Origin of the sequence: Nocardioides sp. GCM10030259 (genome assembly GCF_042666375.1) — a bacterium.
Lineage (GTDB): Bacteria > Actinomycetota > Actinomycetes > Propionibacteriales > Nocardioidaceae > Nocardioides.
This window is the reverse complement of the sequence record NZ_JBHTDF010000025.1, coordinates 466,853-492,896: the sequence shown is the minus strand read 5'-3', so window position 1 is coordinate 492,896 and position 26,044 is coordinate 466,853. Positions and strand designations below refer to the sequence as shown.

Genomic DNA, 26,044 nt, shown 5'->3' with positions numbered 1-26,044 from the left:
CTGACGCCCGAGCAGGCCGCCGACAAGCGGATCGAGAAGAGGACCGTCCGATGAGCTGGAGCCGTGAGGAGATGGCCGCCCGCGCGGCCGCGGAGCTCTCCGACGGGTCGTATGTGAACCTCGGGATCGGGCTGCCGACGCTGGTGCCCAACTACGTCGCCGACGACGTGGAGCTGGTGCTGCAGTCGGAGAACGGGATCCTCGGGGTCGGCGCCTACCCCCTCGACGGGGAGGAGGACCCGGACCTGATCAACGCCGGCAAGGAGACCGTCACGCTGCGCCGGGGTGCGTCGTTCTTCGACTCGGCCACCTCGTTCGGGATGATCCGCGGCGGCAAGATCGACGCCGCGATCCTCGGCGCGATGCAGGTCTCGGCGACCGGCGACATCGCGAACTGGATGATCCCCGGCAAGATGGTCAAGGGCATGGGCGGCGCGATGGACCTGGTCCACGGCGCCAAGAAGGTCATCGTGCTCATGGAGCACCTCGCCAAGGACGGCTCGTACAAGATCGTCAACGAGTGCTCCCTGCCCTACACCGGCCGCGGCGTGGTGCAGCGGATCATCACCGACCTGTGCGTCCTCGACGTCACCCCTGACGGCCTGAAGCTGGTCGAGCTGGCCCCCGGCGTCACCGAGGACGAGGTGCGCGAGAAGACGGAGCCGGAGCTGGTCGCCGGCTGACGTCCCTTGTAACGGGGTGTTGTGGCATCTTCTCTCCCGTCATACAGGGGCGACAGACGCCACAACGCCCCGTTACAGCCAGTCGCCGACCTCAGCGGGTGGCCGTGCGGGCGGCGGTGACCACCGCCAGCGCACCGAGGGCGGTCGCGAGCACGAAGACCGACACGAACCGGTCGACGTCCACCCGGGTCGCCGCACCGAACACGATCCCGGAGATTGAGAGGGCGAGCGCGCCGCCGAGAGAGTCGGCGATCGACAGCGCGGACGAGTTGAAGCCCCGGTCGGCGTCGGTCGACGCGGCGAGCATCGCGACGCCCGTGCGCGGGAAGGCGAAGCCCATGCCGGCGCCGGCGACGACGTACGCCGCCATCGTCAGCGGCCACGGCCCGTGGGCTGTCACGCCGAGCGTGAGCGCGGCCGTGCCCGCGAAGAGGAGCCCGCTGCCCCAGCACATCGCGGCCACGTCGGAGACCCGGTCGCCGAGCCGGGACTGCACCTGGCTGGACGCCGCCCACACGACACCGACACCGGTGAGCGCGAGCCCCGCGGTGGCGGCGGTGAGCCCCCAGCGCTCCTGCAGCACGAAGACGATGTAGGCCTCGGCGCAGAGGAACGACGCGGTCAGCAGGCCGCGGGTGCCGATGACGGCCGGCAGCCCGCGCCGCGCGACCAGCGAGCCGGCGGGCAGCATCCGCCGCAGCGCGACCACGACGATGGCGAGCGCCGCGACGGCGAGCAGCGCGGTGGCGCCCCGCCGCGAGCCGAGCAGCTCCAGCGCGAGGACGGCCACGGCGACGGCGACCGCCCACGCCAGCCGGGACCGGGGAGCCGGCTGACCCTCCTCGGGGGTCCCGAGCGTGCGGAGCGCCGGGCCGATCAGCACCGCGGAGAGGGCCACCAGCGCGACGACCCCGAGGAAGACCCAGCGCCAGCCCACCGCGTCGGCGACGAACGCCGCCAGCGCCGGGCCGAACAGCGACGGCAGCACCCACGCCGCCGCGAAGCTCGCGAACACCGCGGGCTGGAGGAGGGCGGGGAACACCAGCCCGACCACGACGTACAGGCAGACGGTGAGCGCACCTCCGCCGAGGCCCTGGAGCACGCGGCCCGCGACGAGGACCTCCATCGACGGCGCGGTGCCGCAGACCACGAGGCCGAGCGCGAACAGCACCAGGGCGACGGCGAGCGGTTGCACCGGGCCGCGCCGGTCGCTCCACCCGCCGGCCGCGACCATGCCGACCACGCCGCTGGCGAGCGGCGCGGCGAAGGAGAGCGCGTAGAGGCCGACCCCGTCGAGCTCGTCGGCGACGGTCGGCATCACCGTCGTCACGGCCGTCGCCTCGAACGCGACGAAGGCGCACAGCGCGAACATGCCGATCGTGGTGGCGGCGTACGTCGGCGAGAGCAGGCGCGGCCGGGGGTCGGCTCGCGGCGGGGTCAGGGTCACGTCAGGACCGTAGGACTTCAAGCGCGGTCGAGGTCAACGCTTCCGCAAGGCTCACACCGGACGTGGTCCGTCCGATGGTCTGGACGGGTGGTCCCGAGTGGTCTAGGCCGGGTGGTTCGCATGGTCCCCGGACTGGTTCGTATGGCCCGTTCCGACCATTACGGACGAGTAAGTTCAGAAATGTCGCAAGACCACGTCACGATTCTCCTCGTGAACCGTTCCGACCGCGTGACGAGCCCGAACTCCGACTCCGCTCCGACCACCGCCGAGCAGCTGGCAGTGGACCACATCCCCCTGGTTGCGCACCTGGTGCGCGAGGTCTCCGGACGCATCCCAGCGTCCGTCGACCGCGACGACCTGCGGTCGGCCGGCCTGGTCGCCCTGGTGGCGGCCTCCCAGGCCTTCGACCCCGACCTGGGCGTGCCGTTCGCGGCGTACGCCGCCCAGCGCATCCGCGGGGCGCTGCTCGACGAGCTCCGCTCGGTCGACTGGGCCTCCCGCTCGGTGCGCCGGAAGGGCCGCGACATCGAGGCGGCCCGCCAGCGCCTCGCCGCCGCGATGGGCCAGTTCCCCGACGACCGCGCGGTCGCCGACTCGCTCGGGATCTCCCTCTCCGAGGTCGTGCGCGCCGACGCCGACGTCGCGCGGGCCACCGTCCTCTCGATCCACGGCACCGACCGCGACCTCGCGGACGAGCTGCCCACCTCCTCGATGGGCCCTGAGGGCGTCCTGGAGCGCGGCGAGCAGCTCGCCTACCTCGTCGACGCCATCGCCGAGCTCCCCGAGCGCCTCCAGGTCGTCGTCCGCGGCTACTTCCTCGAGGAGCGCCCGATGGCCGAGATCGGCGCCGAGCTCGGCGTCACCGAGTCGCGGGTCTCCCAGCTGCGCGCCGAGGCGCTCGTGCTGCTTCGCGGCGCGCTCGCCTCCGCCCTCGAGCCGCACCTGGTCGAGGAGCCCGTCAACCCGACCGGCGTCGCCGCGCGGCGCAAGGCGGCGTACGCCGAGTCCGTGCAGGCCCGCTACGCGGCCCGCCTGCGCGTGGAGATGGTGCAGACCGCCTGACGTCGCCGCGCGGGGACTACCCCGCGCCCCGCTGGGTAGGGGCTCTCCTCATGAGCACCGAGATCCAGCAGCAGGAGCGTCCCGCCAAGTGGAGGGTGGTCGGACCCGGCCTCGTGGTCGCGGCCACCGGTGTCGGTGCCGCCGACCTGGTGGCGACGCTCGTCGCCGGCGCGAAGTTCGGCTACACGCTGTTGTGGGTCGCGGTCCTCGGCGCGATCATCAAGGTCGTGCTGGTCGAGGGCGCCGGCCGCTACTCGCTGGCCACCGGCCGGACGATCTTCGAGGGCTGGCGCAGCCTGGGCCGCTGGACGACCTGGTACTTCGCGCCGTACATCGTCGTCTGGGGACTGGTGTACGGCGCCACCGCCATGTCGTCGTCCGCGCTGCCGCTCGTGGCGCTCTTCCCGGACCTCTCGCTGCGGTGGACGGCCGTCGTGCTCGGCGTGCTCGGGCTGCTGATGGTCTGGTTCGGCACCTACGCGACGTTCGAGAAGGTGATGGCGGCCCTCGTGGGCGTCATGTTCGTCGCGGTCGTGGGCGCCGCCGCCCTCGCGACCCCGAACCTCGGCGACATCGTGCTCGGGCTGCGGCCGATCTTCCCGGACGACTCGGTGATCAACGTGCTCGCGATCGCGGGTGGCGTGGGCGGCACGATCACGCTGGCGGCGTACGGCTACTGGCTGCGCGAGAAGGGGTGGGACAGCCCGGCGTACATGCGGGTGATGCGGCTCGACAACGGCGTCGCCTACACCATCACGGGCGTGTTCGTGGTGTCGATGCTGATCGTCGGCGCCGAGCTCTACTACTCCGCCGGCATCGCGGCCGAGACCGGCGACCAGGCGCTCGTGCAGCTCTCCGACGTCCTCGACGACAGGTACGGCGAGGTCTTCGGCAAGGTCTTCCTGATCGGGTTCTTCGCGTCGTCGTTCTCGTCGCTGATCGGCGTGTGGAGCGGCGTCAGCCTGATGTTCGCGGACTACGTCGGCAACCTGCGCGACCTGCCGTCGGGGCACCCCGACACCCGGACCGGTGGCCGCTACTTCCGCGCCTACATGCTCTGGCTGACCTTCCCGCCGATGCTGCTCCTGATGCTGGACGAGCCGGTCGGCCTGATCCTGGCCTACGGGACCCTCGGCGCGCTCTTCATGCCGTTCCTCGCGATCACGCTCCTCGTGCTGCTCAACAAGCGCCGCGAGGGCGCCCTCCCGCACTCCGACGTGCCCCGGGAGTGGCGCAACGGCTGGGTCTCCAACGGCCTGATGCTGCTCTGCGCAGTCCTCTTCCTGGCCCTCGCAGTCAACGAGATCAAGGGCGTGCTTGCGCCGTACGTCGGGTGGTGGTGAGGGCTCGGGACTGTCCCAGTGGGTCAGTCCAGGCCGAGGCCGGCCGCCGGAGCGACCCGCGCCGCCCGCCGGGCCGGCAGGAGGGCGGAGAGCAGCCCGGCCACACCGGCGACGAGTACGACGAGCGCCAGCTGGCCCCACGGCAGCACCATCGGGGCGTCGTCGACCGCCTTCCGCACCAGCGCCTCGACGGCGACCCAGGCGAAGGTGACGCCGATCGCGGTCCCGAGGGCGGTCGCCACCACCGTGAGCAGCACGGCCTCGGTCGCCAGGGTCGCGCGCAGCTGGCGGCGGGTGAGGCCGAGCGCGCGGAGCAGGGCGTTCTCGCGGCTGCGCTCGAGCACCGACAGGCCGAGGGTGTTCCCGATGCCGATCAGGGCGATCGCCACGGCGATGCCGAGCAGCGCGACCACCGTGCCGGTGAGGATGTCGAGCTGGAGCGTCACCCATGACCTCTCCTCCAGGCCGTTGACGATCTCGGCGCCGGCGGGCCGGGCGAGCGCGTCGAGGTCGCCGCCGAGGTCCTCGGCGTCGGCACCGTCGGCCGCCCGCACCCAGACCGCCCACGGCTCCGCCTCGCCGGTGAGGGCCGCCAGCGTCTCGGGGGCCACGAGCGCCACCTCGCCGATGTCGACGCCGGCACGCACGCGCAGCACCTCGCTGGCGTCGCCGACCCGCACTGTCACCCGGTCGGCGGCGTCGTCCATCCGGTCCTCGGGCAGCCAGATCTCGCCGGGTCCCGGCAGCGTCGGCGTGCCCCGGAGCACTGTCGCCAGCCCGGCGCCCGCGACGACGGGCAGCCGGCCGGCGCCTGAGACGGTGCCCGCCGCGCCCTCGAGCATGACGGCCGTCTCGACGTCCGGCGCCGCGCGGACCCCGTCGACCAGGTCGGCCGGCAGCGGCCCGTCGGCGGCGGTGACCGTGACGTCGACCGGGTGGTCCTTGTCCATGTCCTCGTCGACCGCGCTGCGCGAGCTGGCGAGGCCGACCAGCACCGCCGTGGTGAGCGTGACGCCGACGAGCAGCGACGCGGTCGTGGCAGCGGTACGCCGCGGGTTGCGCACGGCGTTCTCGGCCGCGAGCCGTGCGGGTGTGCCGACCAGCCTGCCGGCCACCCCGCCGACCGCGCGGATGAGCGCCGGCACGAGGACCGGGCCGAGCAGCAGCACACCGCTGAAGGAGGCCACCCCGCCCGCCACCATCAGGGCGGCGCTGGCAGCACTGATCGAGAGCGCCAGCAGGACGACGCCGATGGCGACCGCGGCCAGGCCGAGCAGCACGCGCAGCCGGCCGGCGCCCGTGCGCACGCTGGTCGAGTCGTCGGGGCGGAGGGCGGCGAGCGGGTTGATCCGCACCACGCGCCGGGTGGGCAGCCAGGCGGCCACCACCGTGACGAGCACGCCGGTCGCGAGGGCGCCGGCGTACCAGCCCGGCGACGGTGGCGCGAACGCCATGCTGCCCGGCGGGAGCGCCGACTTCGCGACCGCCACGAGCGCGTAGCCCAGGCCGGTGCCGACCGCCAGGCCGAGGACCGCGGACACGAGCCCGAGCGCGAGCGCCTCGACCCGGATCGACCGCAGCACCTGACGGCGGGTGGCTCCGACGCAGCGCAGCAGCGCGAAGTCGCGGGCGCGCTGGGCGAAGAGGATCGAGAAGGTGTTGGCGATGACGAGCACCGAGACGAAGAGGGCGATCGCGGCGAAGATCAGCAGCACGATCGCGATCACGTTGACCTCGTTCGTCAGCTCCGCCTGCCGCTTCTCGACGAACTCGTCACGCGGGAGCACGCTCGCGCCCTCCGGCAGCTCATCCGCGAGCGAGGCCGAGCCGGGCCCGGCGTACGTCACCGAGTCCACCCAGAGCCGCTCGTCGAGCCCCCGCAGGTCCGGCCACGTCAGGTAGAGCTGGGCGCCGACGCTCGCCGACGGCGTGTCGACGAGGCCGACGAGCGTGGCGGTGACGTCACCGACCTCGACGGTGTCGCCGATCGCGACGTCCTCGCCCTTGACCGCGTTGGCGTCGGCCACGACCTCGCCGGGGCCGTCCGGGAACCGGCCGTCGCGCAGCACCTGCCAGCGCAGGTCCGGGTCCGTCGAGATCCCGCCGACGTCGGTGCGCTCCCCCAGGAGGAGGTCGTCGCCGATCCGGACCCGTTGCGGTGTCCAGCCCAGCACCGAGGCGGAGTCGCCGTCGGCCTCGGCGCGATCGACGATCCGCGCGGCGTCCGCGGCGTCGATGTCGGACACGACGACGTCGGCGCCGCGGTAGGGGACCCCGACCCCGGCGACCAGCCCGGCTCGCGTGGCCTCGGAGAGCATGCTGGTGACGACGATGAAGGAGACGCCGATGACCACCGCGACGGCCGCCGAGACGTAGCGGCGGGTGTGGGTGCGCAGCGACGCGCGCAGCACGGTCCTCATGCGCGGCGGACCTCGGCGACGCGACCGTCCGCGATCACGACGACGTCGTCGGCGTACGCCGCGGCGTCGAGCTCGTGGGTGACCATCACGACGGTCTGGCCGAGCTCGCGCACCGAACGGCGCAGGAAGCCGAGCACCTCGGCCGACGCCTCGCTGTCGAGGTTGCCGGTCGGCTCGTCGGCGAACACGATGTCGGGCTGGCTGACCAGCGCGCGGGCGATCGCCACCCGCTGCTGCTGGCCTCCGGAGAGCTCGGCCGGCCGGTGGCCGAGCCGGTCGCGGATGCCGAGCACGTCGACGACCAGGTCGTAGCGGTCGCGCACCTCGGCGTCGACGCGGCGACCGGCGAGCTCGAGCGGGAGCAGCACGTTCTGGCCGGCGGTCAGCATCGGCAGCAGGTTGAAGGACTGGAAGACGAAGCCGATGTGCTCGCGCCGGAACACCGTCAGGGCGGTGTCGTCCATCTCGTGCAGGGCCCGGCCCGCCACCTCGACGGTGCCGCCCGACGGGGTGTCGAGACCGGCGAGGCAGTGCATCAGCGTCGACTTGCCGGAGCCCGACGGCCCCATGATCGCCGTGAAGCGCCCGGCGGGCAGGTCGAGGTCGACACCACGGAGCGCGTGCACGGCGGTGTCGTCGGAGTCGCCGCGGCCGTAGACGCGGGTGAGGCCGCGGGCACTGGCCGCGACGCGGACGGAGGTCTGGGTGGTCGTCATGGCGACGACGATCCCGTCTCCCGACGTCGTGATCGTCAGCCCACGGGGCGGAGCCGGCGTACGACTCAGGTCGTACGCACGAGACCGGTCTCGTACGCCAGCACGACGAGCTGCACCCTGTCGCGCGAGCCGGTCTTGGCGAGGAGCCTGCCGACGTGGGTCTTCACGGTCGCCTCGGCGACCACGAGCTCGGCGGCGATCTCGGTGTTGGTGCGGCCGCGCCCGACGAGCACGAGCACCTCGCGCTCGCGGTCGGTCAGCCCGGCGAGCCGCTCCTCGGCAGGCGCGGCAGTGTCGTCGGGCAGCACCGCCGCGAACCGGTCGAGCAGGCGCCGCGTCGTGCTCGGCGCGACGACCGAGTCGCCCGCGTGGACCGTGCGGATCGCGGTGAGCAGGTCCTCGGGTGGGGCGTCCTTGAGCAGGAACGCCGCGGCGCCTGCCTTGATCGCGGAGAAGGCGTACTCGTCGAGGTCGAACGTCGTCAGCACCACCACCCGCGGCAGCTCGCCACGCGCGGTGAGCTCGCGGGTGGCGGCGACGCCGTCCATGCGCGGCATCCGGACATCCATCAGCACGACGTCCGCCCCGGTCACCGCGAGCCGCTGCACCGCCTCGCCGCCGTCGCCGGCCTCGCCCACGACCTCCATGTCGGGCTGGCTGTCCACGAGCATCCGGAAGCCGCCGCGCACCAGCTGCTGGTCGTCGACGAGGAAGACCCTGATCGTCACAGCGGCAGCCTCGCACTCACGCTGAAGCCGCCGCCCGCCCGGGGTCCCGCCTCGACGCTGCCGCCGTGGACCGTGACGCGCTCCCGCATCCCGATGAGGCCGAGCCCGTGCCCGTCCGGTGCGGCGGCGGCGCCGCGACCGTCGTCCTCGACGAGGAGGCGTACGTCGTCCGCCACCTCGACCAGGACCCGCACGGTGACATCGGGGCCGGCGTGCTTGCGCACGTTGGTGAGCGCCTCCTGGAGGATGCGGTACGTCGTGAGCGCGACGCCGTCGGGCACCGGTGGCGGTGCGTCGGGGAGCGTGGCGTCGACGCGCAGGCCGGCCGCGCGGGCCGCGGCGACCAGCGCGTCCAGGTCCGCGAGTCCGGGCTGGGGCCGGAGCTCGGTGCCGTCCTCGGCGCGGAGCAGGCCGAGCATCCGGCGCATCTCGCCGAGCGCCTCCCGCCCGGTCGCCGAGATCGTCGCGAGCGCGTCGGTGGCGGCGGCCGGGTCCTGGCGCGCGGCGTAGCGGGCGCCGTCGGCCTGCACGACGATCATCGACAGCCCGTGCGCGACCACGTCGTGCATCTCGCGGGCGATCCGGGCCCGCTCGTCCGACGCGGCGAGCGCCACCTGCTGCGCCGCTTCGCGCCGGATCTGCTCGCCGCGCTCGACGAGCGCGTCGACGTACGCCCGGCGCGTGCGGGCGAGCGCGCCCAGCGCCCAGGCCGTGACGACGATCGTGGCGATCGTGACGGCGTACGACGTCACGCTCCCGGCCGTCAGGTCACCGTCGAAGCCGCGCACCCACACGACCGACGCGACCACGGCGCCGCACAGGCCGACGGCGAGGGCGAGCAGGCCGCGGAGGGTCGTGGAGTAGCGGGCCACCGAGTAGACCGCGACCGGGAACGCGGCCTGGCTCCACATCGGGATGTCGACGAGGAGCGGCTGCGCGGCGCTGGCCACCGCGACCGCCGCGAAGCAGGCGTCGGGATGGTGGCGGCGCCAGTAGAGCGGGAGGATCTGGCCGAGCGCGAGCACCAGCCCGACCCAGCCGGCGTCGGTCACCGGGGTGCCGAGCGCCGGCAGCGCCAGGGCGGCGACCAGCCCGAGGTCGAACCACCACCGGCCGCGTGGGCCGAGCCGCCAGGGCTGGCGGTGGACGGGCAGGGTGGTCACGCAGCGACCCTAGTTGCGGCCGGGCGCCGGTGCGTCCGACCACGGGTGGACGCGGCGTACCCCCCGAGTAGGGTGCCAGCCATGACGAAGTGGGAGTACCTGACCGCACCGATCCTGACGCATGCGGCGAAGCAGATCCTGGACAACTTCGGGGCCGACGGCTGGGAGCTCGTGCAGATCGCGCCCGGCATGAACCCCGAGAACCTGGTCGGCTACTTCAAGCGGCCGCTCGAGGGCTGAGGTTCCGATGAGTGCTGCCGAGGATCGTCTCGCCGAGCTCGGGCTGACGGTGCCCGAGGTGCCCACGCCGGTCGCGGTCTACGTGCCCGCGGTCGTCTCGGGCGACCTGGTCTACACGTCCGGCCAGCTGCCCATGAAGAACGGCGAGCTGCTGCTCGCCGGCAAGGTCGGTGGCGAGGTCTCGCCCGAGGACGCGAAGGTGTGCGCCGAGCAGTGCGCGCTCAACGCGATCGCCGCTGTGAAGTCGAAGGTCGGCGACCTCGACAACGTCGTGCAGGTCGTGAAGGTCGTCGCGTTCGTCGCGTCCACGCCCGACTTCACCGGCCAGCCGCAGGTCGCCAACGGTGCGTCCGAGCTGCTCGGCAAGGTCTTCGGCGACGCGGGTGTCCACGCCCGGTCGGCCGTCGGCGTACCCGTGCTGCCGCTCGACGCGCCAGTCGAGGTCGAGGTCGTCGTGCGGGTGGCTCCCGGGTCGGCCGAGTGAGGATCCCGCTCCCGCCGGTGCCGCTGCCGGACAAGCTCGTCGACGTCGCGCGCGAGTTCGAGGACGGGCGGCAGGAGCCGGCCGAGCCGCGCAACGCGGCGACGGTGATCCTGATGCGTCCGGCCGCCGACGGCCCGGAGGTCTACTACCTGCGCCGCCAGGTCTCGATGGACTTCGCCGGCGGGATGTGCGTCTACCCGGGCGGCGGCGTGGACCCGCGCGACTTCGACGCGTCCGTCGCGTGGGCCGGCCCGTCGCCGGCGGCCTGGGCCGAGCGGCTGGGATGCGACGAGGAGACCGCTCGGGCGCTGGTGTGTGCCGCGGTGCGCGAGACGTTCGAGGAGTCGGGCGTGCTGCTGGCCGGTACGTCGGAGTCGAACGTCGTCGCCGACACGACCGGAGACGACTGGGAGGCCGACCGGGTCGCCCTGGAGTCGCGCGAGGTGTCGATGACCGACTTCCTCACCCGCCGCGGGCTGGTGCTGCGCACCGACCTGCTGGGCGTGTGGGACGCGTGGCTGACGCCGATCTTCGAGCCCAAGCGCTACCGCACCTGGTTCTTCGTGGCGGCCCTCCCGGAGGGCCAGGTGACGCGGGACGTCTCGACCGAGTCGTCGTCGGTGGCCTGGATCCCCGCCCGGGCGGCGGCGGTGCAGGCCGACGCGGGTGAGCTGGCGCTGATGCCGCCGACGTACCTCACGTCGATGGAGGTCGGAGAGCACGGCACTCCCGAGGAGGTGCTGGCGGTGGCCGCCGGCCGCTCCGTCGAGATGTTCTGCCCGTCGGTGGAACCCCTCGAGGAGGGCTGGACACTGTCGATGCCCGACCGGCTGCGGCCGCTCGTCGCCGCTCGCCGACGCGCATGACCCCGTGGTCGGGTGGGTCCTTCGGGTCCCGCGGGCGCTGCCTGCTGGCGCCCAACCCCGGGATCATGACCCTCGACGGCACCAACACCTGGGTGCTGAAGGAGCCGGGCTCCTCCGGCGCCGTCGTCGTCGACCCCGGCCCGATCGAGGACGGGCACCTCGAGCGGCTGACCGCCGAGCTCGGCGACGTACGCCTGGTGCTGCTGACCCACCACCACTTCGACCACGCCGAGGTGGCGGCGGAGTTCGCGCGGCGCAAGGGCTGCGCCGTACGCGCGCTCGATCCGGCGCTGTGCGTGGACGCCGACCCGCTGGTCGACGGCGAGGCGATCTCCGTGGACGGCCTGGCGCTGCGGGTGCTCACGACGCCCGGCCACACCGCCGACTCGATCTCGCTGCTGCTGCCCGACGACGGCGCCCTGCTCACCGGCGACATGGTGCTCGGCCGCGGCACGACGGTCGTCGCCCACCCCGACGGGCAGCTCGGGCCGTACTTCTCGTCGATCGAGCGGATGCGCGCGCTCGCCGCGTCGGGCGACGTACGCACCCTCTGGCCGGCGCACGGCCCGGTCCTCGACGACGCCCTCGGCGTACTCGACTTCTACCTCGCCCACCGCCGCGAGCGGCTCGCCCAGGTCGAGCGCGCCCTCGCGGAGCTGTCGGTCCCGATCTCGCCCGAGCTCGCCGAGGACGACTCCCTCCCCCGCCAGGTCGTCGAGGTCGTCTACGCCGCCGTCGACGAATCCCTCTGGGACGCCGCCGAGCTCTCCGTCCGCGCCCAGCTCGCCTACCTCGCCCACCGTTGAATCGAGACCTCTGACGGTTGAGTCGAGACTTCTCGACACTCGAATCGAGACTTTCGGTCATCCACAGCTTCGCGATCCACGGGTGCGTGACGGGCGTCGGCTGGGGAGCGTCCTTCCATGGGGTGGACCTGGCCCGACGTTCCGTTCGCGTACGGCGACCTGCCGGCGTCAACGCTGCGACGCGGCCTGCGGAGCGGTGACGTCCGGCCCGTCGTCCGTGGCGTGTACGTCTCGAATCAGGTGCCCGACTCGATCGAGCTTCGGGCACGAGCCGTCGCCCTCGTCCTGAAGCCGCACCACGTCGTCACCGATCGCACGGCGGCGTGGCTGCACGGTGTCGATGCGCATGTCTACGCCGAGCACGACAGCGCGCCGCCGATCGAGACGTGCGCGCTCCGCTGGCACGCTCCGACCAAGGTGTCCGGGGTCGACGGTCGGACTCGCGACCTGCGCCCGCCGGACGTGATGACGCTGCACGGTGTCTGCGTGACGACACCGCTGCGCACGGCACTCGACCTCGGGTGCTGCCTCAAGCGGCGGGAGGCCTTCGCCGCGATGGTCATGCTCGCGCGGCTCCACGACTTCACCGCACACGAGCTGGAGCGTGAGCTCGGTCGCTACCGCCGGCGCCGAGGAGTCATCCAGCTGCGTGGCCTGGCCGGTCTGGTCGACCCACGCATGGAGTCTCAACGGGAGGCGTGGGTCTACCTGGACATCGCCGACTCCGGGCTGCCGCTGCCCGAGCCGCAAGCATGGATCGAGATCGATGGCGTGCCGACGTACCGGCTGGACTTCGCCTACGGACGGGCGCGCGTCGTCGTCGAGTACGACGGCGAGGAGGCGCACGCGGGCCGGGAGGCCGAGGACGAGGAACGTCGGGACTGGCTGCGGCGCCACGGCTGGACCGTCATCGTCGTTCGCAAGGGTGACTTCACCGATGCCAGACGCAATCGATGGCTTCGTGACCTCCGGGCGGCGCTCCAGCCGGCGTACTCCAACCGCCGCTGGTGACCGAAACTCTCGATTCGAGTGTCGAGAAGTCTCGACTCAACCGTCAGCGGGCGCGGCGAGCGAGCCGTTCGACGTCCATGATCACGACGGAGCGGGGCTCGAGGCGGAGCCAGCCGCGCGAGGCGAAGTCGGCGAGGGCCTTGTTGACGGTCTCGCGGGAGGCGCCGACCAGCTGGGCGAGCTCCTCCTGGGTGAGGTCGTGGTGGACGTGCACGCCGTCGTCGGCGGTGCGGCCGAAGCGGTCGGCGAGGTCGAGCAGGGCCTTGGCGACGCGGCCGGGTACGTCGGAGAACACCAGGTCGGCGACGACGTCGTTGGCCTTGCGCAGCCGGCCGGCGAGCTGGGCGAGCAGCCCGCGGGCGACGACCGGGCGGCCCTCGAGCCAGCGCAGCAGGTCCTCGTGGGAGAGCGAGGCGAACGTCGCGTCGGTCACCGCGGTGACGGTCGCCGAGCGCGGGCCGGGGTCGAAGAGCGAGAGCTCGCCGAACATCTGGCCGGGGCCGAGGATCGCCAGCAGGTTCTCGCGACCGTCGGAGGACGTCCGGCCGAGCTTCACCTTGCCGTCGAGGACGATGTAGAGCTTGTCGCCGGAGTCGCCCTCGTGGAACAGGACGTCACCGCGGCGCAGCCGCGTCTCGGCCATCGACGCCCGCAGCGCGGTCGCCGCCTCGTCGTCGAGCGCGCTGAAGAGCGGTGCTTGACGCAGCACGTCGTTGTCCACGAAATCCTCCTCGAGAGTCTCCCGTGAGCGCACGGGTTCCGCGCACGATCCTAGCCAGTGGGAAACCTCACAGACAGCAGCGGGTCCCGCAAGTCGGCCCCGGGGCGAATCGGCGGTGTCGGCGCCGCGCCGTACGCTGGGCCGCGTGTCCGACGCGCCCGAGTCCGTGATCAGCAGCGGGGAGACCCGCACCGGCCTGGTCCGGCGCGCCCGCAAGATCGACCGCATGCTCGCCGAGACCTACCCGGACGCCCGCTGCGAGCTCGACTTCGACGACCCCTTCCAGCTGCTCGTCGTGACCGTGCTGTCAGCGCAGACCACCGACAAGCGCGTCAACGCCGTGCGGCCGACGCTGTTCGCGGCCTACCCCGACGCGAAGGCGATGGCCGCCGCCGACCGGGCCACCCTGGAGGGCATCGTCGGCCCGCTCGGCTTCTTCCGGGCCAAGACCGAGTCGCTCCTCAAGCTGAGCGCCGCGCTCGTCGAGCACCACGACGGCCAGGTGCCGCCGCGGCTCGACGACCTGGTGAAGCTCCCCGGCGTCGGCCGCAAGACCGCCAACGTCGTGCTCGGCAACGCCTTCGACATCCCCGGCATCACCGTCGACACCCACTTCGGGCGGCTGGTCCGCCGCTTCGGCTGGACCGATGAGACCGACCCGGTCAAGGTCGAGCACGCGGTCGGCGCGCTCTTCCCGAAGAAGGACTGGACGATGCTCAGCCACCACCTGATCTGGCACGGGCGCCGCCGCTGCCACGCGCGCAACCCCGCGTGCGGCGCCTGCCCGGTCGCGAAGTGGTGCCCGGCGTACGGCGAGGGCCCGACCGACCCGGTCGCCGCGGCCAAGCTCGTCAAGACCGAGGGCAGAGCATGAAGCGACTCCTCGCGACCGTGGTGGTCGCGGCGCTGCTCGCGCTGTCCGGATGCTCCGACGACGTGCCCGGCCCCGGTCGCGCCCAGGTCGACGTCGACACCCCGCAGCTGCGGGAGGTCAAGCAGGCGGCGGGCATCGAGGACTGCGCGCCCGGCGCCGCCGAGGACGGCGGGCTGCCTGCGGTCACCCTGCCCTGCCTGGGCGGCGGACCCGACGTCGACCTCGCGACGCTCGAGGGCCCGATGATCGTCAACCTGTGGCAGTCGTTCTGCGAGCCGTGCCGCCGCGAGATGCCGGCGCTCCAGGAGTTCCACGAGAGGTTCGGCGACGAGATCGCCGTCGTCGGCATCGACTCGACCGACGTGCAGCCGCTGGCCGCCCTGGAGTTCGCGCAGAAGACCGGCGTGACCTACCCCCTGCTGGCCGACCCCAACGGCGACCTCAACGGCGTCGCCCCCTTCCCGAACATCCGCGGCTACCCCTACCTCGCGATCTTCGACGCCGACGGCGAGCTGGTCCACCAGGAGTACGGCGGGGTCGCCACCTACGACGAGCTGGTCGACCTGGTCGAGGAGCACCTCGAGGTCACCCTGTGAGCGTTCGGCTGCCCGACTGGCTGCAGCCGGTCGAGCGGGCGGCGCGGGAGATCCAGGCGGAGGACCTGACCCGGTTCGCCCCGCCGCCGGGTGGCGGCGCCCGGCGCGGCGCCGTGCTGATGCTGTTCGGCGAGGGTCCGCAGGGTGGCGAGCTGCTGCTCACCGAGCGCGCCCACGACATGCGCTCGCACCCCGGCCAGGTGTCGTTCCCCGGCGGGTCGCTCGACAGCGGCGAGGACGTCGTCGAGGCTGCGCTCCGTGAGGCGGAGGAGGAGGTCGGGGTCGACCCGAGCACGGTCGCGGTGTTCGGCCGGCTGCCGGAGCTCTGGCTGCCCCCGAGCAACTTCGCCGTCACGCCCGTCCTCGGCTGGTGGGCCCAGCCGACCGAGGTCGCCGTCATGAGCCGCGCCGAGGTGCACGCGATCCACCACGTGCCGCTCGCCGAGCTGGTCGACCCCACCCACCGGGTCACCGTGCGGATGCCCGGCAACGGCTACCAGAGCCCCGGCTTCCTCATCGGTCCCGACCACGACGTCATCCTGTGGGGTTTCACCGGCGGCATCATCGCCCGGCTGCTCGACTACCTGGACTGGTCCGTCCCGTGGGACGAGTCCCGCGTCCAGGATCTTCCCGATTACATGTTCACCGGGCGCGAGCGCCGCGGACGCGGTGCGGACCTGCTCGACATCGACGACGACCAGCGCCGCGGGGGTGCCCGGTGAACCTGCTCGACTGGCTGCTGGTCGTGCTCGTCCTGGCCTACGCCCTCTCCGGCTACTGGCAGGGCTTCATCACCGGCGCGTTCGCGACCACCGGGCTGCTGCTCGGCGGCCTCTTCGGCGTCTGGCTCGCGCCGACCGCGCTGGGCGACGCCGACCCGTCGATGCTGGTCTCGCTGGGCGCGCTCTTCATCGTGATCCTGGCGGCGTCGCTCGGGCAGGCGCTCTTCCAGTTCGCCGGCGCCCGCATCCGGGAGCGCATCACCTGGCAGCCCGCCCGCGCGGTCGACGCCGTCGGCGGCGCCCTGCTCAGCGCGGTCGCGGTCCTGCTGGTGGCGTGGGCGCTCGGCGTCGCGATCTCCGGCTCGCGGATCGGCGGCATCACCCCGATGGTGCGCGACTCCTCGGTGCTCTCCAGCGTCGACGACGTGCTGCCCGACACCGCCGACGGCGCGCTCCAGGCCTTCAACAACGTGGTCGGTACGACGTTCTTCCCCCGCTACCTCGAGCCGTTCGCGCCCGAGCGGATCGTCGAGGTCGGGCCGGGGCCGCGGCGCCTGCTCACCGACCCCGACGTCGAGCGCGCCGCCGACAGCGTCATCAAGATCCGCGGCACCAACGAGTGTGGTCGCGGCGTCGAGGGGTCGGGCTTCCTCTACGCCCAGAACCGGGTGATGACCAATGCCCACGTCGTCGCCGGCGTCGACGACCCCGAGGTCGTGGTCGGTGACACGACCCTGCCCGCGACGGTCGTCCACTACGACCCCGACGTCGACGTCGCCGTGCTGGCCTACGACAGCGGCAGCACCGACGTGCTCGACTTCGACCGCAGCGCCGGCGCCGGTGACGGGGTCGCCGTGCTCGGCTACCCCGAGGACGGCCCGTACGACGTACAGCCCGGACGCATCCGGTCGCAGCAGCGGCTGCGCTCGCCCGACATCTACGGCGGCGGCACGGTCATCCGTGACGTCTACTCGCTGCGCGGCCTGATCCGGCCGGGCAACTCGGGCGGCCCGATCGTGTCCTCGCGTGGCGACGTCGTCGGCGTGGTGTTCGCGGCGTCGGTCAACGACCACGACACCGGCTACGCGCTCACCGCCGACCAGGTCTCCGAGGCGGCCTCGGCCGGTCTGTCGGCGTCCGACGGGGTCGACACCGGCGGCTGTGCTGGCTGACGCCGACTCTCGGCTCACCGGGTCTCGACACGCCGGTCGCGACCTCGTTCCTCGGTCGCGCGGCTTGCTCGACCACCATCAGCGGGTCCGCTGGCGCGTCCCCGCTAGGCCTGGCCCTTCAGGGCCTTGGGGATCTCCTTGCCCTGCTCGATCGCGCGCTCGGGGGCGCGGACCTTCTTCACCTGCCGCACGCCGATGTACACCAGCAGCGCGGCCACGAGCAGGTAGAAGCCGAAGACGATCAGGAACGCCCAGTGCAGCGAGAGCCCTTCGCCGTTCCAGTTGATGAAGTAGGCGATCGAGACCGACAGCATGATGATCGCGAGGACCACCAGGAAGGCCGCCCCGAGGAAGAGCCCGATGCCGGTGCCGCCGGCGCGGACGCTCACCTTCAGCTCGGACTTCGCGAGCTGGATCTCCTTCTGGATCAGGCTGGAGATGTCCTTGGTGGCGTCGTGCACCAACCGGCCGATGGTGGGATCGTCCTGACCCGTCGCTGGTGCCTGGACGTCGTTGCTCGCCATGCGCGTCACCCTACTAAAGCCCCTGGGGGTCATCGTCTCGCTGGTAGACGTCGGGTACCCCGTCCCGATCGTCGTCACGCTCCTCGATCTCGCGCAGGCGCCGGTAGACGCGGTTGCGGCTGCGCAGCACGACGGTCGCCAGCAGCGTCGCGACGAGGGACCCGACGAGCACGCCCACCTTGGCGTGGTCGTCCTCGACCGTCCCGGTCCCGAACGCGAGCTCGCCGATCAGCAGCGACACGGTGAACCCGATGCCGGCGAGCATCGACATCCCGATCACGTCGACCCAGCTCAGCTCGTCGTCGAGGTCGGCGCGGGTGAACCGGGCCAGCAGCCAGGTCGAGCCCGCGATGCCGACGGCCTTGCCGACGACCAGGCCGCAGATGATGCCGAGCGCGATCCGCCCGCTCAGGGCGTCGGCGAGACCGTCGACGCCGCCGAGGTGGACGCCGGCGGCGAAGAACGCGAAGACGGGTACGGCGACGCCGGCGGAGATCGGCCGGACCAGGTGCTCGAGGTGCTCGGCCAGCCCCCGCCCGTCGGACCCGTCGGACCGCGCCACCGGCACCGTGAACGCCAGCAGGACACCGGCGACCGTCGCGTGCACGCCGGACGCGTGCACCAGCGCCCACGTGGCCACCGCCAGCGGCAGCAGCAGCCACCACCACCGGATGCGGCGCTGGACCAGCGCCCCGAACGCCGCCAGCGGCAGCAGAGCGAGCAGCAGGAGGGGGAGGTCGAGGTCGTCGGTGTAGAAGAGCGCGATGATCGTGATGGCGAGCAGGTCGTCGACCACCGCCAGCGTCAGCAGGAAGGTCCGCAGCCCGGCGGGCAGGTGGGTGCTGATCACCGCGAGGATCGCCACCGCGAACGCGATGTCGGTCGCCGTCGGAATCGCCCACCCGACCAGCCCGCCGCCCTCGAGGTTCCACAGCACGAAGATCAGGCCCGGCACCACCATGCCGCCCACCGCGGCCAGCACCGGCAGCGCCGCCCGGCTGGGGTCGCGGAGGTCACCGGCGACGAACTCCCGCTTGAGCTCCAGGCCGGCCACGAAGAAGAAGATCGCGAGCAGCCCGTCGGCCGCCCACCCGCCGATGGTGAGGTCGAGGTGCAGGTAGTCGGGGCCGACGACCTTGTCGCGCATCGTGAAGTACGCCTCGTACCACGGGCTGTTCGCCCAGACCAGCGCCACCACGGCGGCGACGATCAGCAGCAGCCCGCCCGTGGTCTCGGCCCGCAGGATGTCGGCCGCCCGCGACGTCTCCAGCCACGAGCCGCGGGCGAAGAGCCGCGTCGTACGCCGAGGTGCCCGGTCATCCGCGGGGCCGTCGGGGTGGGTCACGGTGCTCCTCGGGGTCGGTCGGATCGACTGCCGACCAGACTTCCCGGCGCACCACGACCCACCCTACATACGGTTCAGTCCTCCGCCTTGCCCGAGTCGATTCCCTCCGTGATCAGGTCCATGACCGAGGAGTCGGCGAGCGTGGTGACGTCGCCGACCTCGCGGTGCTCGGCGACGTCGCGGAGCAGGCGTCGCATGATCTTGCCCGAGCGGGTCTTGGGCAGCTCGGGGACGATCATGATCTGCCGCGGGGTGGCGATCGGGCCGATCTCCTTGCGGACGTGCTGGCGCAGCTCGGCGAGGATGCCGTCGCCGCCGTCGCCCGCGTCCTCACGCAGGATCACGAACGCGCACACGGCCTGGCCGGTGTCCTCGTCCTTCGCGCCGACGACCGCGGCCTCGGCCACCTTCGGGTGCGAGACCAGGGCGGACTCGATCTCGGTGGTGGACAGCCGGTGGCCGGAGACGTTCATGACGTCGTCGACCCGGCCGAGCACCCAGATGTCGCCGTCCTCGTCCTTCTTCGCGCCGTCGCCGGCGAAGTAGAAGCCCTCCTTGGCGAACCGCGACCAGTAGGTGTCCTTGAACCGCTCGTCGTCGCCCCAGATCGTGCGCAGCATCGACGGCCACGGCTCGGTGAGCACGAGGTAGCCGCCCGACCCGTTGGGCACCGCCTCGCCGGCCTCGTTGACGACCTCGGCCGAGACGCCGGGGATCGGGGTCATCGCCGAGCCGGGCTTTCCGTGCGTGACGCCGGGGAGCGGGCTGATCATGATCGCGCCGGTCTCGGTCTGCCACCACGTGTCGACGACCGGGGTGCGGTCGCCGCCGATGACGTGGCGGTACCAGACGTAGGCCTCCGGGTTGATCGGCTCGCCCACCGAGCCGAGGATCCGCAGCGACGACATGTCGTAGGTGTCGGGCACCTCGCGGCCCTGCTTCATGAACGACCGGATCGCGGTGGGCGCGGTGTAGAAGATCGTGACCTTGTAGTCCTGGATGATCTTCCACCAGCGGCCGCGCTCGGGGCTGTCGGGCACGCCTTCGTACATCACCTGCGTCGCGCCGTTCGCGAGCGGCCCATAGACCATGTAGGAGTGCCCGGTCACCCAGCCGATGTCGGCCGAGCACCAGTAGACGTCGGTCTCCGGCTTGAGGTCGAAGACCGCCCAGTGCGTGTACGACGAGCCGACGAGGTAGCCGCCCGTCGTGTGCAGGATGCCCTTCGGCTTGCCGGTGGTGCCCGACGTGTACATCACGTAGAGCGGGTGCTCGGCGTCGAACGCCTCCGGGGTGTGCTCGGGCGAGGCTGAGCCGACGGCGTCGTGCCACCACACGTCGACCGAGTCGTCCCAGCCTCCCTCGCCCAGGTCCTGCCCGGTGCGGCGTACGACGAGCACCTTCTCGACCGTGTGGCCCTGGCTCGCCGACTTCGTCCGGGCCTCGTCGACGGCGGGCTTGAGGGCCGAGGCGCTGCCGCGCCGGTAGCCGCCGTCGGAGGTGACCACGACCTTCGCCTGGCAGTCGACCAGGCGCGAGGCCAGCGCGTCGGCGGAGAAGCCGCCGAAGACGACGGTGTGGGGCGCGCCGATGCGCGCGCAGGCGAGCATCGCGACCACGGCCTCGGGGATCATCGGCAGGTAGATCGCCACCCGGTCGCCGGCGGTGACGCCGAGGTCGGTGAGCGCGTTGGCGGCCCGGCTGACCTCGTCCTGCAGCTGCGCGTAGGTGATGTCGCGCGTGTCGTCGAGCGGCTCGCCCACCCAGTGCAGCGCGACCTTGTCGCCGCGGCCGGCCTCGACGTGCCGGTCGACGCAGTTGTACGCCGCGTTGAGCTTGCCTCCGACGTACCACTTCGCGAAGGGCGGGTCGTCCCAGTCGAGGACGCGGTCCCACCTCTGAGCCCAGTCCAGGCGCTCGGCCTGCTCGGCCCAGAACCCGTCCCGGTCCTGGCGCGCGCGCTCGTAGGCCTCGGCCCCGAGGTTCGCGTGCTCGGCGATCTCGGCGGGCGGCTCGAACCGCCGATCCTCCTTGAGGAGGTTGGAGAGGGTCTCTTCGCTCACGTTCACTCCTGCGACGTACGGCGTGGTGGTACCCGCCACACTAGGGCGTGGCGGGTACCACCGGGATGGGGGTCGGCGCCGTCAGTGGTGCGTGACGGCCTGCTCGGATCCGGCACCGGTGAGTGCGCGGACCTCGAGCTCGGTGTAGCGCTCCGCCGTCTCGGGCTCGCGCGAGGTGATGGTGCCGAGCCAGCCGAGCAGGAAGCCGGCGGGGATCGAGATGATGCCGGGGTTGCTCAGCGGGAACCAGTGCCAGTCGTGGTCGGGGAACATCGCGGTCGGAGAACCGGAGACGACCGGCGAGAAGAACACCAGGCCGACGCAGATGATGAGACCGCCGTAGATCGCCCAGGTGGCGCCGCGCGTGTTGAAGCGACGCCAGAACAGGTTGTAGATCAGGGACGGCAGGTTCGCCGACGCCGCGACCGCGAAGGCCAGCGCCACCAGGAACGCGATGTTCAGCGACTGCGCCGGGATCGACAGCGCGATCGCCACACCGCCGATCACGAACGCGGCGATCTTGGCGACCCGGACCTCGTCGCGTTCGCTGGCCTGACCGCGCCGGAACACTGTCGCGTACAGGTCGTGCGCCACCGATGACGCCGAGGTCAGCGTCAGTCCCGCGACCACGGCGAGGATGGTCGCGAAGGCCACCGCTCCGATCAGCGCGAGCAGGATCGAGCCACCCGTCGATCCGGCGCCACCGCCGACCTCCTCGGCCAGCAACGGCGAGGCCAGGTTGCCGGCAGACGTGGCGACCTTGCTCTCCGGGCCGGTGTCCAGCAGGGCTGCGGCGCCGAAGCCCAGCGCCAGGGTCATCAGGTAGAACGCGCCGATCAGGCCGATCGCCCACAGCACCGACTGTCGCGCATGCCGGGCCGTCGGCACCGTGTAGAAGCGGATCAGGATGTGCGGCAGGCCGGCCGTGCCGAGCACGAGGGCCAGGCCGAGGCTGAGGAAGTCGATCTTCGACGTCGTGTCGATGCCGTACCGCAGGCCGGGCTGGAGGAACGCGTCGCCCTTGCCGGTGTTGGCGGCCGCCGACCCGAGCAGCTCGGAGAGGTTGAAGTTGAACTCGGCCAGCACCAGGACCGTGATCAGGATCGTGCCGCCCATCAGCAGCACGGCCTTGACGATCTGGACCCACGTCGTGCCCTTCATGCCGCCGACCGTCACGTAGAAGATCATCAGCAGGCCGACGACCACGATCGTCAGGTTCTTGGCGGTGTCCGAGGTCGCGCCGAGCAGCAGCGCGACCAGCGCTCCGGCACCGACCATCTGGGCGAGCAGGTAGAAGATCGAGACGACGACCGTCGAGGTGGCGGCCGCGGTGCGCACCGGGCGCTGCCTCATCCGGTACGCGAGCTGGTCGGCCATCGTGTAGCGGCCGGAGTTGCGCAGCAGCTCGGCGACGAGCAGCAGCGCGACGAGCCAGGCGACCAGGAACCCGATCGAGTAGAGGAAGCCGTCGTAGCCGTAGAGCGCGATCGCGCCGGAGATGCCGAGGAACGACGCCGCCGACATGTAGTCGCCGGAGATCGCCATGCCGTTCTGGAACCCGCTGAACGACCGGCCGCCGGCGTAGTAGTCGGCCGCGCCCTTGGTCTGCCGGCTCGCCCAGAAGGTGATGCCGATGGTGATGGCGACGACGATGAGGAAGAGGAGGGCGGTGAGGGTGTCCGAGCTCATCGGCCAGCACCTCCGACCGTGTCGTTGTAGCGCTTCTCGAGGTCACGCGCGATGGGGTCGACGTTGCGATCCATGTAGCGCGCATAGAGCCAGGCGATGCCGAAGGTCGTCACGAACTGAAGCAGGCCGAAGACGAGAGCGACGTTGACGTTGCCGATCACCTCGGTGGCCATGAAGTCGGTGGCCCAGTTGCTCATCACCACGTAGAGCAGGTACCAGGCCAGGAAGGCGATGGTCGCCGGGAAGACGAAGCCGCGGAACAGCGAGCGCAGCCGGGTGAACTCGGGCAGGGCATGCAGGTCGTCGTACACCGGATCATGTCGACGAGCGTGGTCGTGGGACAAGGCGGGCTCGGTCACGGTGTGGCCCTTCTCGGGAGAATGTGATCGCGGTCACGATGCCCATCCGGAGCACCTCCGACCACCGGTGCGAGCGGGATCCGCGCCGAGCGGCGCCGACCGGACGACGAGCGGCGGGTCGCCCACGACGAGCGGTTTTACCGGCGGACACCGTCCGCAGGCGTCGATAACGATTGGCTCACGGCTCCGTCGGCCCGCCAGAATCCCGCCGTGGGATTTGCGACGTACGCCGACGTGCTCAGGAACCCGGCCGTACGCCGGATCCTGGTGCTCGGCATGTTCATCCGGGTCCCGCTGTGGGCCGCCAACGTCGTGATCACGCTGCACGTCGTCGACCACCTCGACCACTCGTACGCCGCGGCCGGCTTCGTCTCGACGGTGGTCGCGCTCTGCCTGTCGGTGAGCAGCCCGTGGCGCGGGCGCCGCCTCGACCGGGTCGGGCTCCGGGCGACCGTGCTGCCCTCGATCGTGATCGGCACCGTCGTGTGGTCCATCGCGCCGTGGGTCGGCTACTGGCCGCTGGTCGTCCTCGCCGGCATCGGCAGCCTCTTCGTCATCCCGAGCTTCTCGATCGTCCGGCAGGTGCTGATCGGGCACACGCCGGACTACCAGCGCACGACCGTGCTGTCGGTCGACTCGGTGGCCACCGAGCTCACGTTCCTCGTCGGGCCGGTGCTCGGGGTCCTTGCGGCGACCTACCTGCCGACGCCGGTCGCCCTGCTGATCTGCCAGCTCGCCGTCGTCGTCGGCGGCGTCATCCTCTGGGTCGCCAACCCGCCGCTCTCGAGCCACCCCACCGACCTCTCCGCCGGCAAGGTCTCGCGTCGCTCCTGGCTGACGCCGTCGGTGGTGATGATCCTCGTGATCGCCGCGACGTCGACGATCATCCTCACCGGCGAGGACCTCTCGACCGTGGCCGCGCTGCGCGAGTGGGACGCACCCGCCTCGATCGGCTGGGTGCTCGCCCTGTGGGGAGCCGGCTCCGCGGTCGGCGGCATCGTGTACGGCGCGCTGCGCCGCCACCCGCCGGCCGCCGTGCTGCTCGTCGGCCTCGCCGGGTCGACCACGCTGGTCGCCTTCGCCCCGGACGGCAACCTCCTCTGGTTCTCCGTGCTGCTGACCATCTCCGGACTCTTCTGTGCGCCGACCATCACCGCGACCGTCGACGACCTCTCCCGGGTCGTGCCAGCGAGCGTGCGCGGCGAGGCGATGGGCTGGCACGGCTCGGCCCTGACCCTCGGCAGCGCGATCGGCGCGCCGATCATCGGGCTCGGGCTCGACCACGGCGGCTGGGCCTGGGGGTTCGCCCTGGCCGGCGTCGCCGGGCTGGTCATCGCCCTCCCCGGCCTGCTGATCAGCCGCCGCGGCCGCCCGGTCCCCGCCCCGGCGGACGCGCCGATGCAGGCCGAGGCGCAGCAGGCGAGCGACGCGCCTCTCGGCATCTGACCCCTCGACCGGCCCCAGGGTCGGGCGACCTGTGAGGTCGTGAGGACAAGTTGACGTCGCCGGTACGGCGACCTGCGGCGCGCGAAACCTCGCCCGCCGAGCGTGGTACCCATGACGCGCACCGGACACTGGATCGACGACTGGCGGCCCGAGGACCCCGAGTTCTGGGAGAACGGGGGCCGGCAGGTCGCCCGACGCAACCTGATCTGGTCGATCTTCGCCGAGCACCTCGGCTTCTCGGTGTGGCTGATCTGGAGCGTCAGCGCGGCGTTCCTGCTGCAGATGGGCTTCGACTTCACCCCGCAGCAGCTGTTCCTGCTCGTCGCCCTGCCCAACCTGGTCGGGTCGCTGCTGCGGCTGCCCTACACGTTCGCGGTGCCGCGGTTCGGCGGCCGCAACTGGACGATCATCAGCGCCGCGCTGCTGCTGGTGCCGACGCTGCTCTTCGCGATCGCCGTGCGAGACCCGGGCACGCCGTACTGGGTGTTCTGCCTGATCGCCGCGACGGCGGGCTTCGGCGGCGGCAACTTCGCCAGCTCGATGGCGAACATCAACTTCTTCTACCCGGCCGCGAAGAAGGGCGCCGCGCTCGGCCTCAACGCCGCCGGCGGCAACGCGGGCGTCGCGATCATCCAGCTGCTGCTGCCGGTGATCGTCGGCGGAGCCGGCATCTTCGGCATCGTCTCGGCGAGCGAGGGCGGGATCCACCTGCAGACGGCCGGGTTCGTGTACGCCGGGCTCGCCGTCTGCGCCGCCGTCGCGGCGTACCTCTGGATGGACAACCTCACCTCGGCTACGTCGAAGCCGCGCGAGCAGCTCGCCGTCGTCCGCCGGCCGCACACGTGGATCATGGCGTTCCTCTACATCGGCACGTTCGGCTCGTTCATCGGCTACTCCGCCGCGATGCCGCTGCTGATCAAGATCAACTTCTGGGTGCCGGAGCCGGCGCCGCTCGGCACCGGCATCTACTTCGCCTACTTCGCCTTCCTGGGCGCCGGGATCGGGTCCGTGACCCGGCCGCTGGGCGGCTGGCTCGCGGACCGGTACGGCGGCGCCCGGGTCACCCTCGCGGCGTTCATCGGCCTGGTCGTGTTCACGCTCGCCATGCTCGGCACGCTGACCCGGCTGGCGCCGAACCCGGCCGCCGACCCGGCGATCGCGAGCGACAACCAGGCGCTCTTCCCGTGGTTCCTCGGGTGCTTCCTGCTGATCTTCGCCGCGACGGGCATCGGCAACGGCTCGACGTACAAGATGATCCCGGCGATCTGGCGTCGCGAGGCGGAGACCACGACCGAGGCCGGGACGCCGGAGCGCACGGCCGCCCTGTCCGCGGCGACGAAGCAGTCGTCGGCCGCGCTCGGGATCATCGGCGCCGTCGGCGCGCTCGGCGGCTTCCTGATCCCGCTCGCCTTCAGCTCGCCGTGGGTCGACGACCCGCTGGCCGCCACCAAGGGCGCGTTCGTGGTGTTCACGAGCTTCTACGTCGTGTGCGGGCTGGTCACCTGGGGCGTCTACCTGCGCCGCCCGGCCAAGGCGACGGCGCTCGCGACGGCCGGAGTCTGAC

Annotated in this window: 25 protein-coding genes; 14 read left to right on the top strand and 11 right to left on the bottom strand. The window is 72.2% G+C overall.

Going from position 1 to position 26,044, the window contains the following annotated elements:
- Positions 1-50: 50 nt before the first annotated feature.
- Positions 51-683, top strand: a complete 633-nt coding sequence (locus tag ACFQQI_RS21815; protein ID WP_378568526.1) for a 3-oxoacid CoA-transferase subunit B — start codon at positions 51-53, stop codon at positions 681-683.
- Between the two features lie 91 nt (positions 684-774).
- On the opposite strand, the gene ACFQQI_RS21810 is transcribed toward ACFQQI_RS21815, so the two are convergent.
- Positions 775-2,130, bottom strand: a complete 1,356-nt coding sequence (locus ACFQQI_RS21810) for an MFS transporter (protein ID WP_378568524.1) — start codon at positions 2,128-2,130, stop codon at positions 775-777.
- 210 nt (positions 2,131-2,340) lie between these two features.
- On the opposite strand from ACFQQI_RS21810, the gene ACFQQI_RS21805 reads away from it, so the two are divergent.
- Together ACFQQI_RS21805 and ACFQQI_RS21800 are read left to right on the top strand one after the other, a co-directional pair.
- Positions 2,341-3,192 (top strand): sigma-70 family RNA polymerase sigma factor, encoded by an 852-nt coding sequence (locus ACFQQI_RS21805; protein ID WP_378568522.1) that lies wholly within the window; start codon positions 2,341-2,343, stop codon positions 3,190-3,192.
- Between the two features lie 50 nt (positions 3,193-3,242).
- A complete protein-coding gene (locus ACFQQI_RS21800) occupies positions 3,243-4,535 on the top strand; it encodes an Nramp family divalent metal transporter (protein WP_378568520.1) in 1,293 nt (430 codons plus the stop codon).
- Between the two features lie 23 nt (positions 4,536-4,558).
- Here the strand turns inward: ACFQQI_RS21800 and ACFQQI_RS21795 are convergent, their stop codons facing one another.
- The 4 genes from ACFQQI_RS21795 to ACFQQI_RS21780 all read right to left on the bottom strand — a co-directional run bounded on the left by ACFQQI_RS21795 (position 4,559) and on the right by ACFQQI_RS21780 (position 9,562).
- The gene (locus ACFQQI_RS21795) at positions 4,559-6,955 is read right to left on the bottom strand and encodes an ABC transporter permease (RefSeq protein ID WP_378568517.1); all 2,397 of its coding nucleotides are present in this window, start codon (positions 6,953-6,955) and stop codon (positions 4,559-4,561) included.
- Positions 6,952-7,671 (bottom strand): ABC transporter ATP-binding protein, encoded by a 720-nt coding sequence (locus tag ACFQQI_RS21790; protein WP_378568515.1) that lies wholly within the window; start codon positions 7,669-7,671, stop codon positions 6,952-6,954. The genes ACFQQI_RS21795 and ACFQQI_RS21790 overlap by 4 nt, the downstream gene beginning before the upstream one ends.
- Positions 7,672-7,736: 65 nt before the next feature.
- Positions 7,737-8,399 (bottom strand): response regulator, encoded by a 663-nt coding sequence (locus tag ACFQQI_RS21785; protein ID WP_378568513.1) that lies wholly within the window; start codon positions 8,397-8,399, stop codon positions 7,737-7,739.
- Positions 8,396-9,562: a sensor histidine kinase gene (locus ACFQQI_RS21780; RefSeq protein WP_378568511.1), complete on the bottom strand. Its 1,167-nt coding sequence runs from the start codon at positions 9,560-9,562 to the stop codon at positions 8,396-8,398. Before ACFQQI_RS21780 ends, ACFQQI_RS21785 begins: the two co-directional genes overlap by 4 nt.
- Positions 9,563-9,643: 81 nt before the next feature.
- Here ACFQQI_RS21780 and ACFQQI_RS21775 point away from each other — a divergent pair, with 81 nt between their 5' ends.
- The 5 genes from ACFQQI_RS21775 to ACFQQI_RS21755 all read left to right on the top strand — a co-directional run bounded on the left by ACFQQI_RS21775 (position 9,644) and on the right by ACFQQI_RS21755 (position 12,969).
- Entirely contained in the window at positions 9,644-9,802 is a 159-nt protein-coding gene (locus ACFQQI_RS21775) for a DUF4177 domain-containing protein (RefSeq protein ID WP_180935256.1), read from the top strand.
- Between the two features lie 7 nt (positions 9,803-9,809).
- Positions 9,810-10,286, top strand: coding sequence for a RidA family protein (locus ACFQQI_RS21770; protein WP_378568509.1), 477 nt, complete (start codon positions 9,810-9,812; stop codon positions 10,284-10,286).
- Positions 10,283-11,152, top strand: coding sequence for an NUDIX hydrolase (locus tag ACFQQI_RS21765; protein WP_378568507.1), 870 nt, complete (start codon positions 10,283-10,285; stop codon positions 11,150-11,152). Before ACFQQI_RS21770 ends, ACFQQI_RS21765 begins: the two co-directional genes overlap by 4 nt.
- A complete protein-coding gene (locus ACFQQI_RS21760; RefSeq protein WP_378568505.1) occupies positions 11,149-11,958 on the top strand; it encodes an MBL fold metallo-hydrolase in 810 nt (269 codons plus the stop codon). The genes ACFQQI_RS21765 and ACFQQI_RS21760 overlap by 4 nt, the downstream gene beginning before the upstream one ends.
- 117 nt (positions 11,959-12,075) lie before the next feature.
- Positions 12,076-12,969, top strand: a complete 894-nt coding sequence (locus ACFQQI_RS21755; RefSeq protein ID WP_378568503.1) for a DUF559 domain-containing protein — start codon at positions 12,076-12,078, stop codon at positions 12,967-12,969.
- A gap of 43 nt (positions 12,970-13,012) precedes the next feature.
- On the opposite strand, the gene ACFQQI_RS21750 is transcribed toward ACFQQI_RS21755, so the two are convergent.
- Positions 13,013-13,690 (bottom strand): Crp/Fnr family transcriptional regulator, encoded by a 678-nt coding sequence (locus ACFQQI_RS21750; RefSeq protein ID WP_275744072.1) that lies wholly within the window; start codon positions 13,688-13,690, stop codon positions 13,013-13,015.
- A gap of 145 nt (positions 13,691-13,835) precedes the next feature.
- Between ACFQQI_RS21750 and nth the strand changes: the two genes are divergently transcribed.
- Genes nth through ACFQQI_RS21730 form a run of 4 tightly spaced genes read left to right on the top strand, consistent with a single transcriptional unit; the run spans position 13,836 to position 17,054 of the window.
- Positions 13,836-14,564, top strand: coding sequence for an endonuclease III (nth, locus tag ACFQQI_RS21745; RefSeq protein WP_378568501.1), 729 nt, complete (start codon positions 13,836-13,838; stop codon positions 14,562-14,564).
- On the top strand, positions 14,561-15,160 hold the full coding sequence (locus ACFQQI_RS21740; protein ID WP_378568499.1) for a TlpA family protein disulfide reductase: 600 nt from the start codon (positions 14,561-14,563) through the stop codon (positions 15,158-15,160). Before nth ends, ACFQQI_RS21740 begins: the two co-directional genes overlap by 4 nt.
- Positions 15,157-15,882: an NUDIX hydrolase gene (locus ACFQQI_RS21735; protein ID WP_378568497.1), complete on the top strand. Its 726-nt coding sequence runs from the start codon at positions 15,157-15,159 to the stop codon at positions 15,880-15,882. Before ACFQQI_RS21740 ends, ACFQQI_RS21735 begins: the two co-directional genes overlap by 4 nt.
- The gene (locus tag ACFQQI_RS21730) at positions 15,879-17,054 is read left to right on the top strand and encodes a MarP family serine protease (RefSeq protein ID WP_378568495.1); all 1,176 of its coding nucleotides are present in this window, start codon (positions 15,879-15,881) and stop codon (positions 17,052-17,054) included. Before ACFQQI_RS21735 ends, ACFQQI_RS21730 begins: the two co-directional genes overlap by 4 nt.
- 104 nt (positions 17,055-17,158) lie before the next feature.
- Here the strand turns inward: ACFQQI_RS21730 and ACFQQI_RS21725 are convergent, their stop codons facing one another.
- The 5 genes from ACFQQI_RS21725 to ACFQQI_RS21705 all read right to left on the bottom strand — a co-directional run bounded on the left by ACFQQI_RS21725 (position 17,159) and on the right by ACFQQI_RS21705 (position 23,034).
- Positions 17,159-17,578 carry a phage holin family protein gene (locus ACFQQI_RS21725; protein WP_378568493.1) on the bottom strand — a complete coding sequence of 140 codons (420 nt, stop codon included), beginning with the start codon at positions 17,576-17,578 and terminating at the stop codon, positions 17,159-17,161.
- Positions 17,579-17,591: 13 nt separating this feature from the next.
- Positions 17,592-18,923, bottom strand: coding sequence for a Na+/H+ antiporter NhaA (nhaA, locus tag ACFQQI_RS21720; protein ID WP_378568491.1), 1,332 nt, complete (start codon positions 18,921-18,923; stop codon positions 17,592-17,594).
- A gap of 74 nt (positions 18,924-18,997) precedes the next feature.
- Positions 18,998-20,986 (bottom strand): acetate--CoA ligase, encoded by a 1,989-nt coding sequence (gene acs / locus ACFQQI_RS21715; RefSeq protein WP_378568489.1) that lies wholly within the window; start codon positions 20,984-20,986, stop codon positions 18,998-19,000.
- Between the two features lie 81 nt (positions 20,987-21,067).
- Positions 21,068-22,675, bottom strand: a complete 1,608-nt coding sequence (locus tag ACFQQI_RS21710; RefSeq protein ID WP_378568487.1) for a cation acetate symporter — start codon at positions 22,673-22,675, stop codon at positions 21,068-21,070.
- Positions 22,672-23,034: a DUF485 domain-containing protein gene (locus ACFQQI_RS21705; protein WP_378568485.1), complete on the bottom strand. Its 363-nt coding sequence runs from the start codon at positions 23,032-23,034 to the stop codon at positions 22,672-22,674. Before ACFQQI_RS21705 ends, ACFQQI_RS21710 begins: the two co-directional genes overlap by 4 nt.
- A 210-nt stretch (positions 23,035-23,244) precedes the next feature.
- Here ACFQQI_RS21705 and ACFQQI_RS21700 point away from each other — a divergent pair, with 210 nt between their 5' ends.
- Together ACFQQI_RS21700 and ACFQQI_RS21695 are read left to right on the top strand one after the other, a co-directional pair.
- On the top strand, positions 23,245-24,480 hold the full coding sequence (locus ACFQQI_RS21700) for an MFS transporter (protein WP_378568483.1): 1,236 nt from the start codon (positions 23,245-23,247) through the stop codon (positions 24,478-24,480).
- Positions 24,481-24,591: 111 nt separating this feature from the next.
- A complete protein-coding gene (locus ACFQQI_RS21695; protein WP_378568481.1) occupies positions 24,592-26,043 on the top strand; it encodes an MFS transporter in 1,452 nt (483 codons plus the stop codon).
- Position 26,044: the final 1 nt, after the last annotated feature.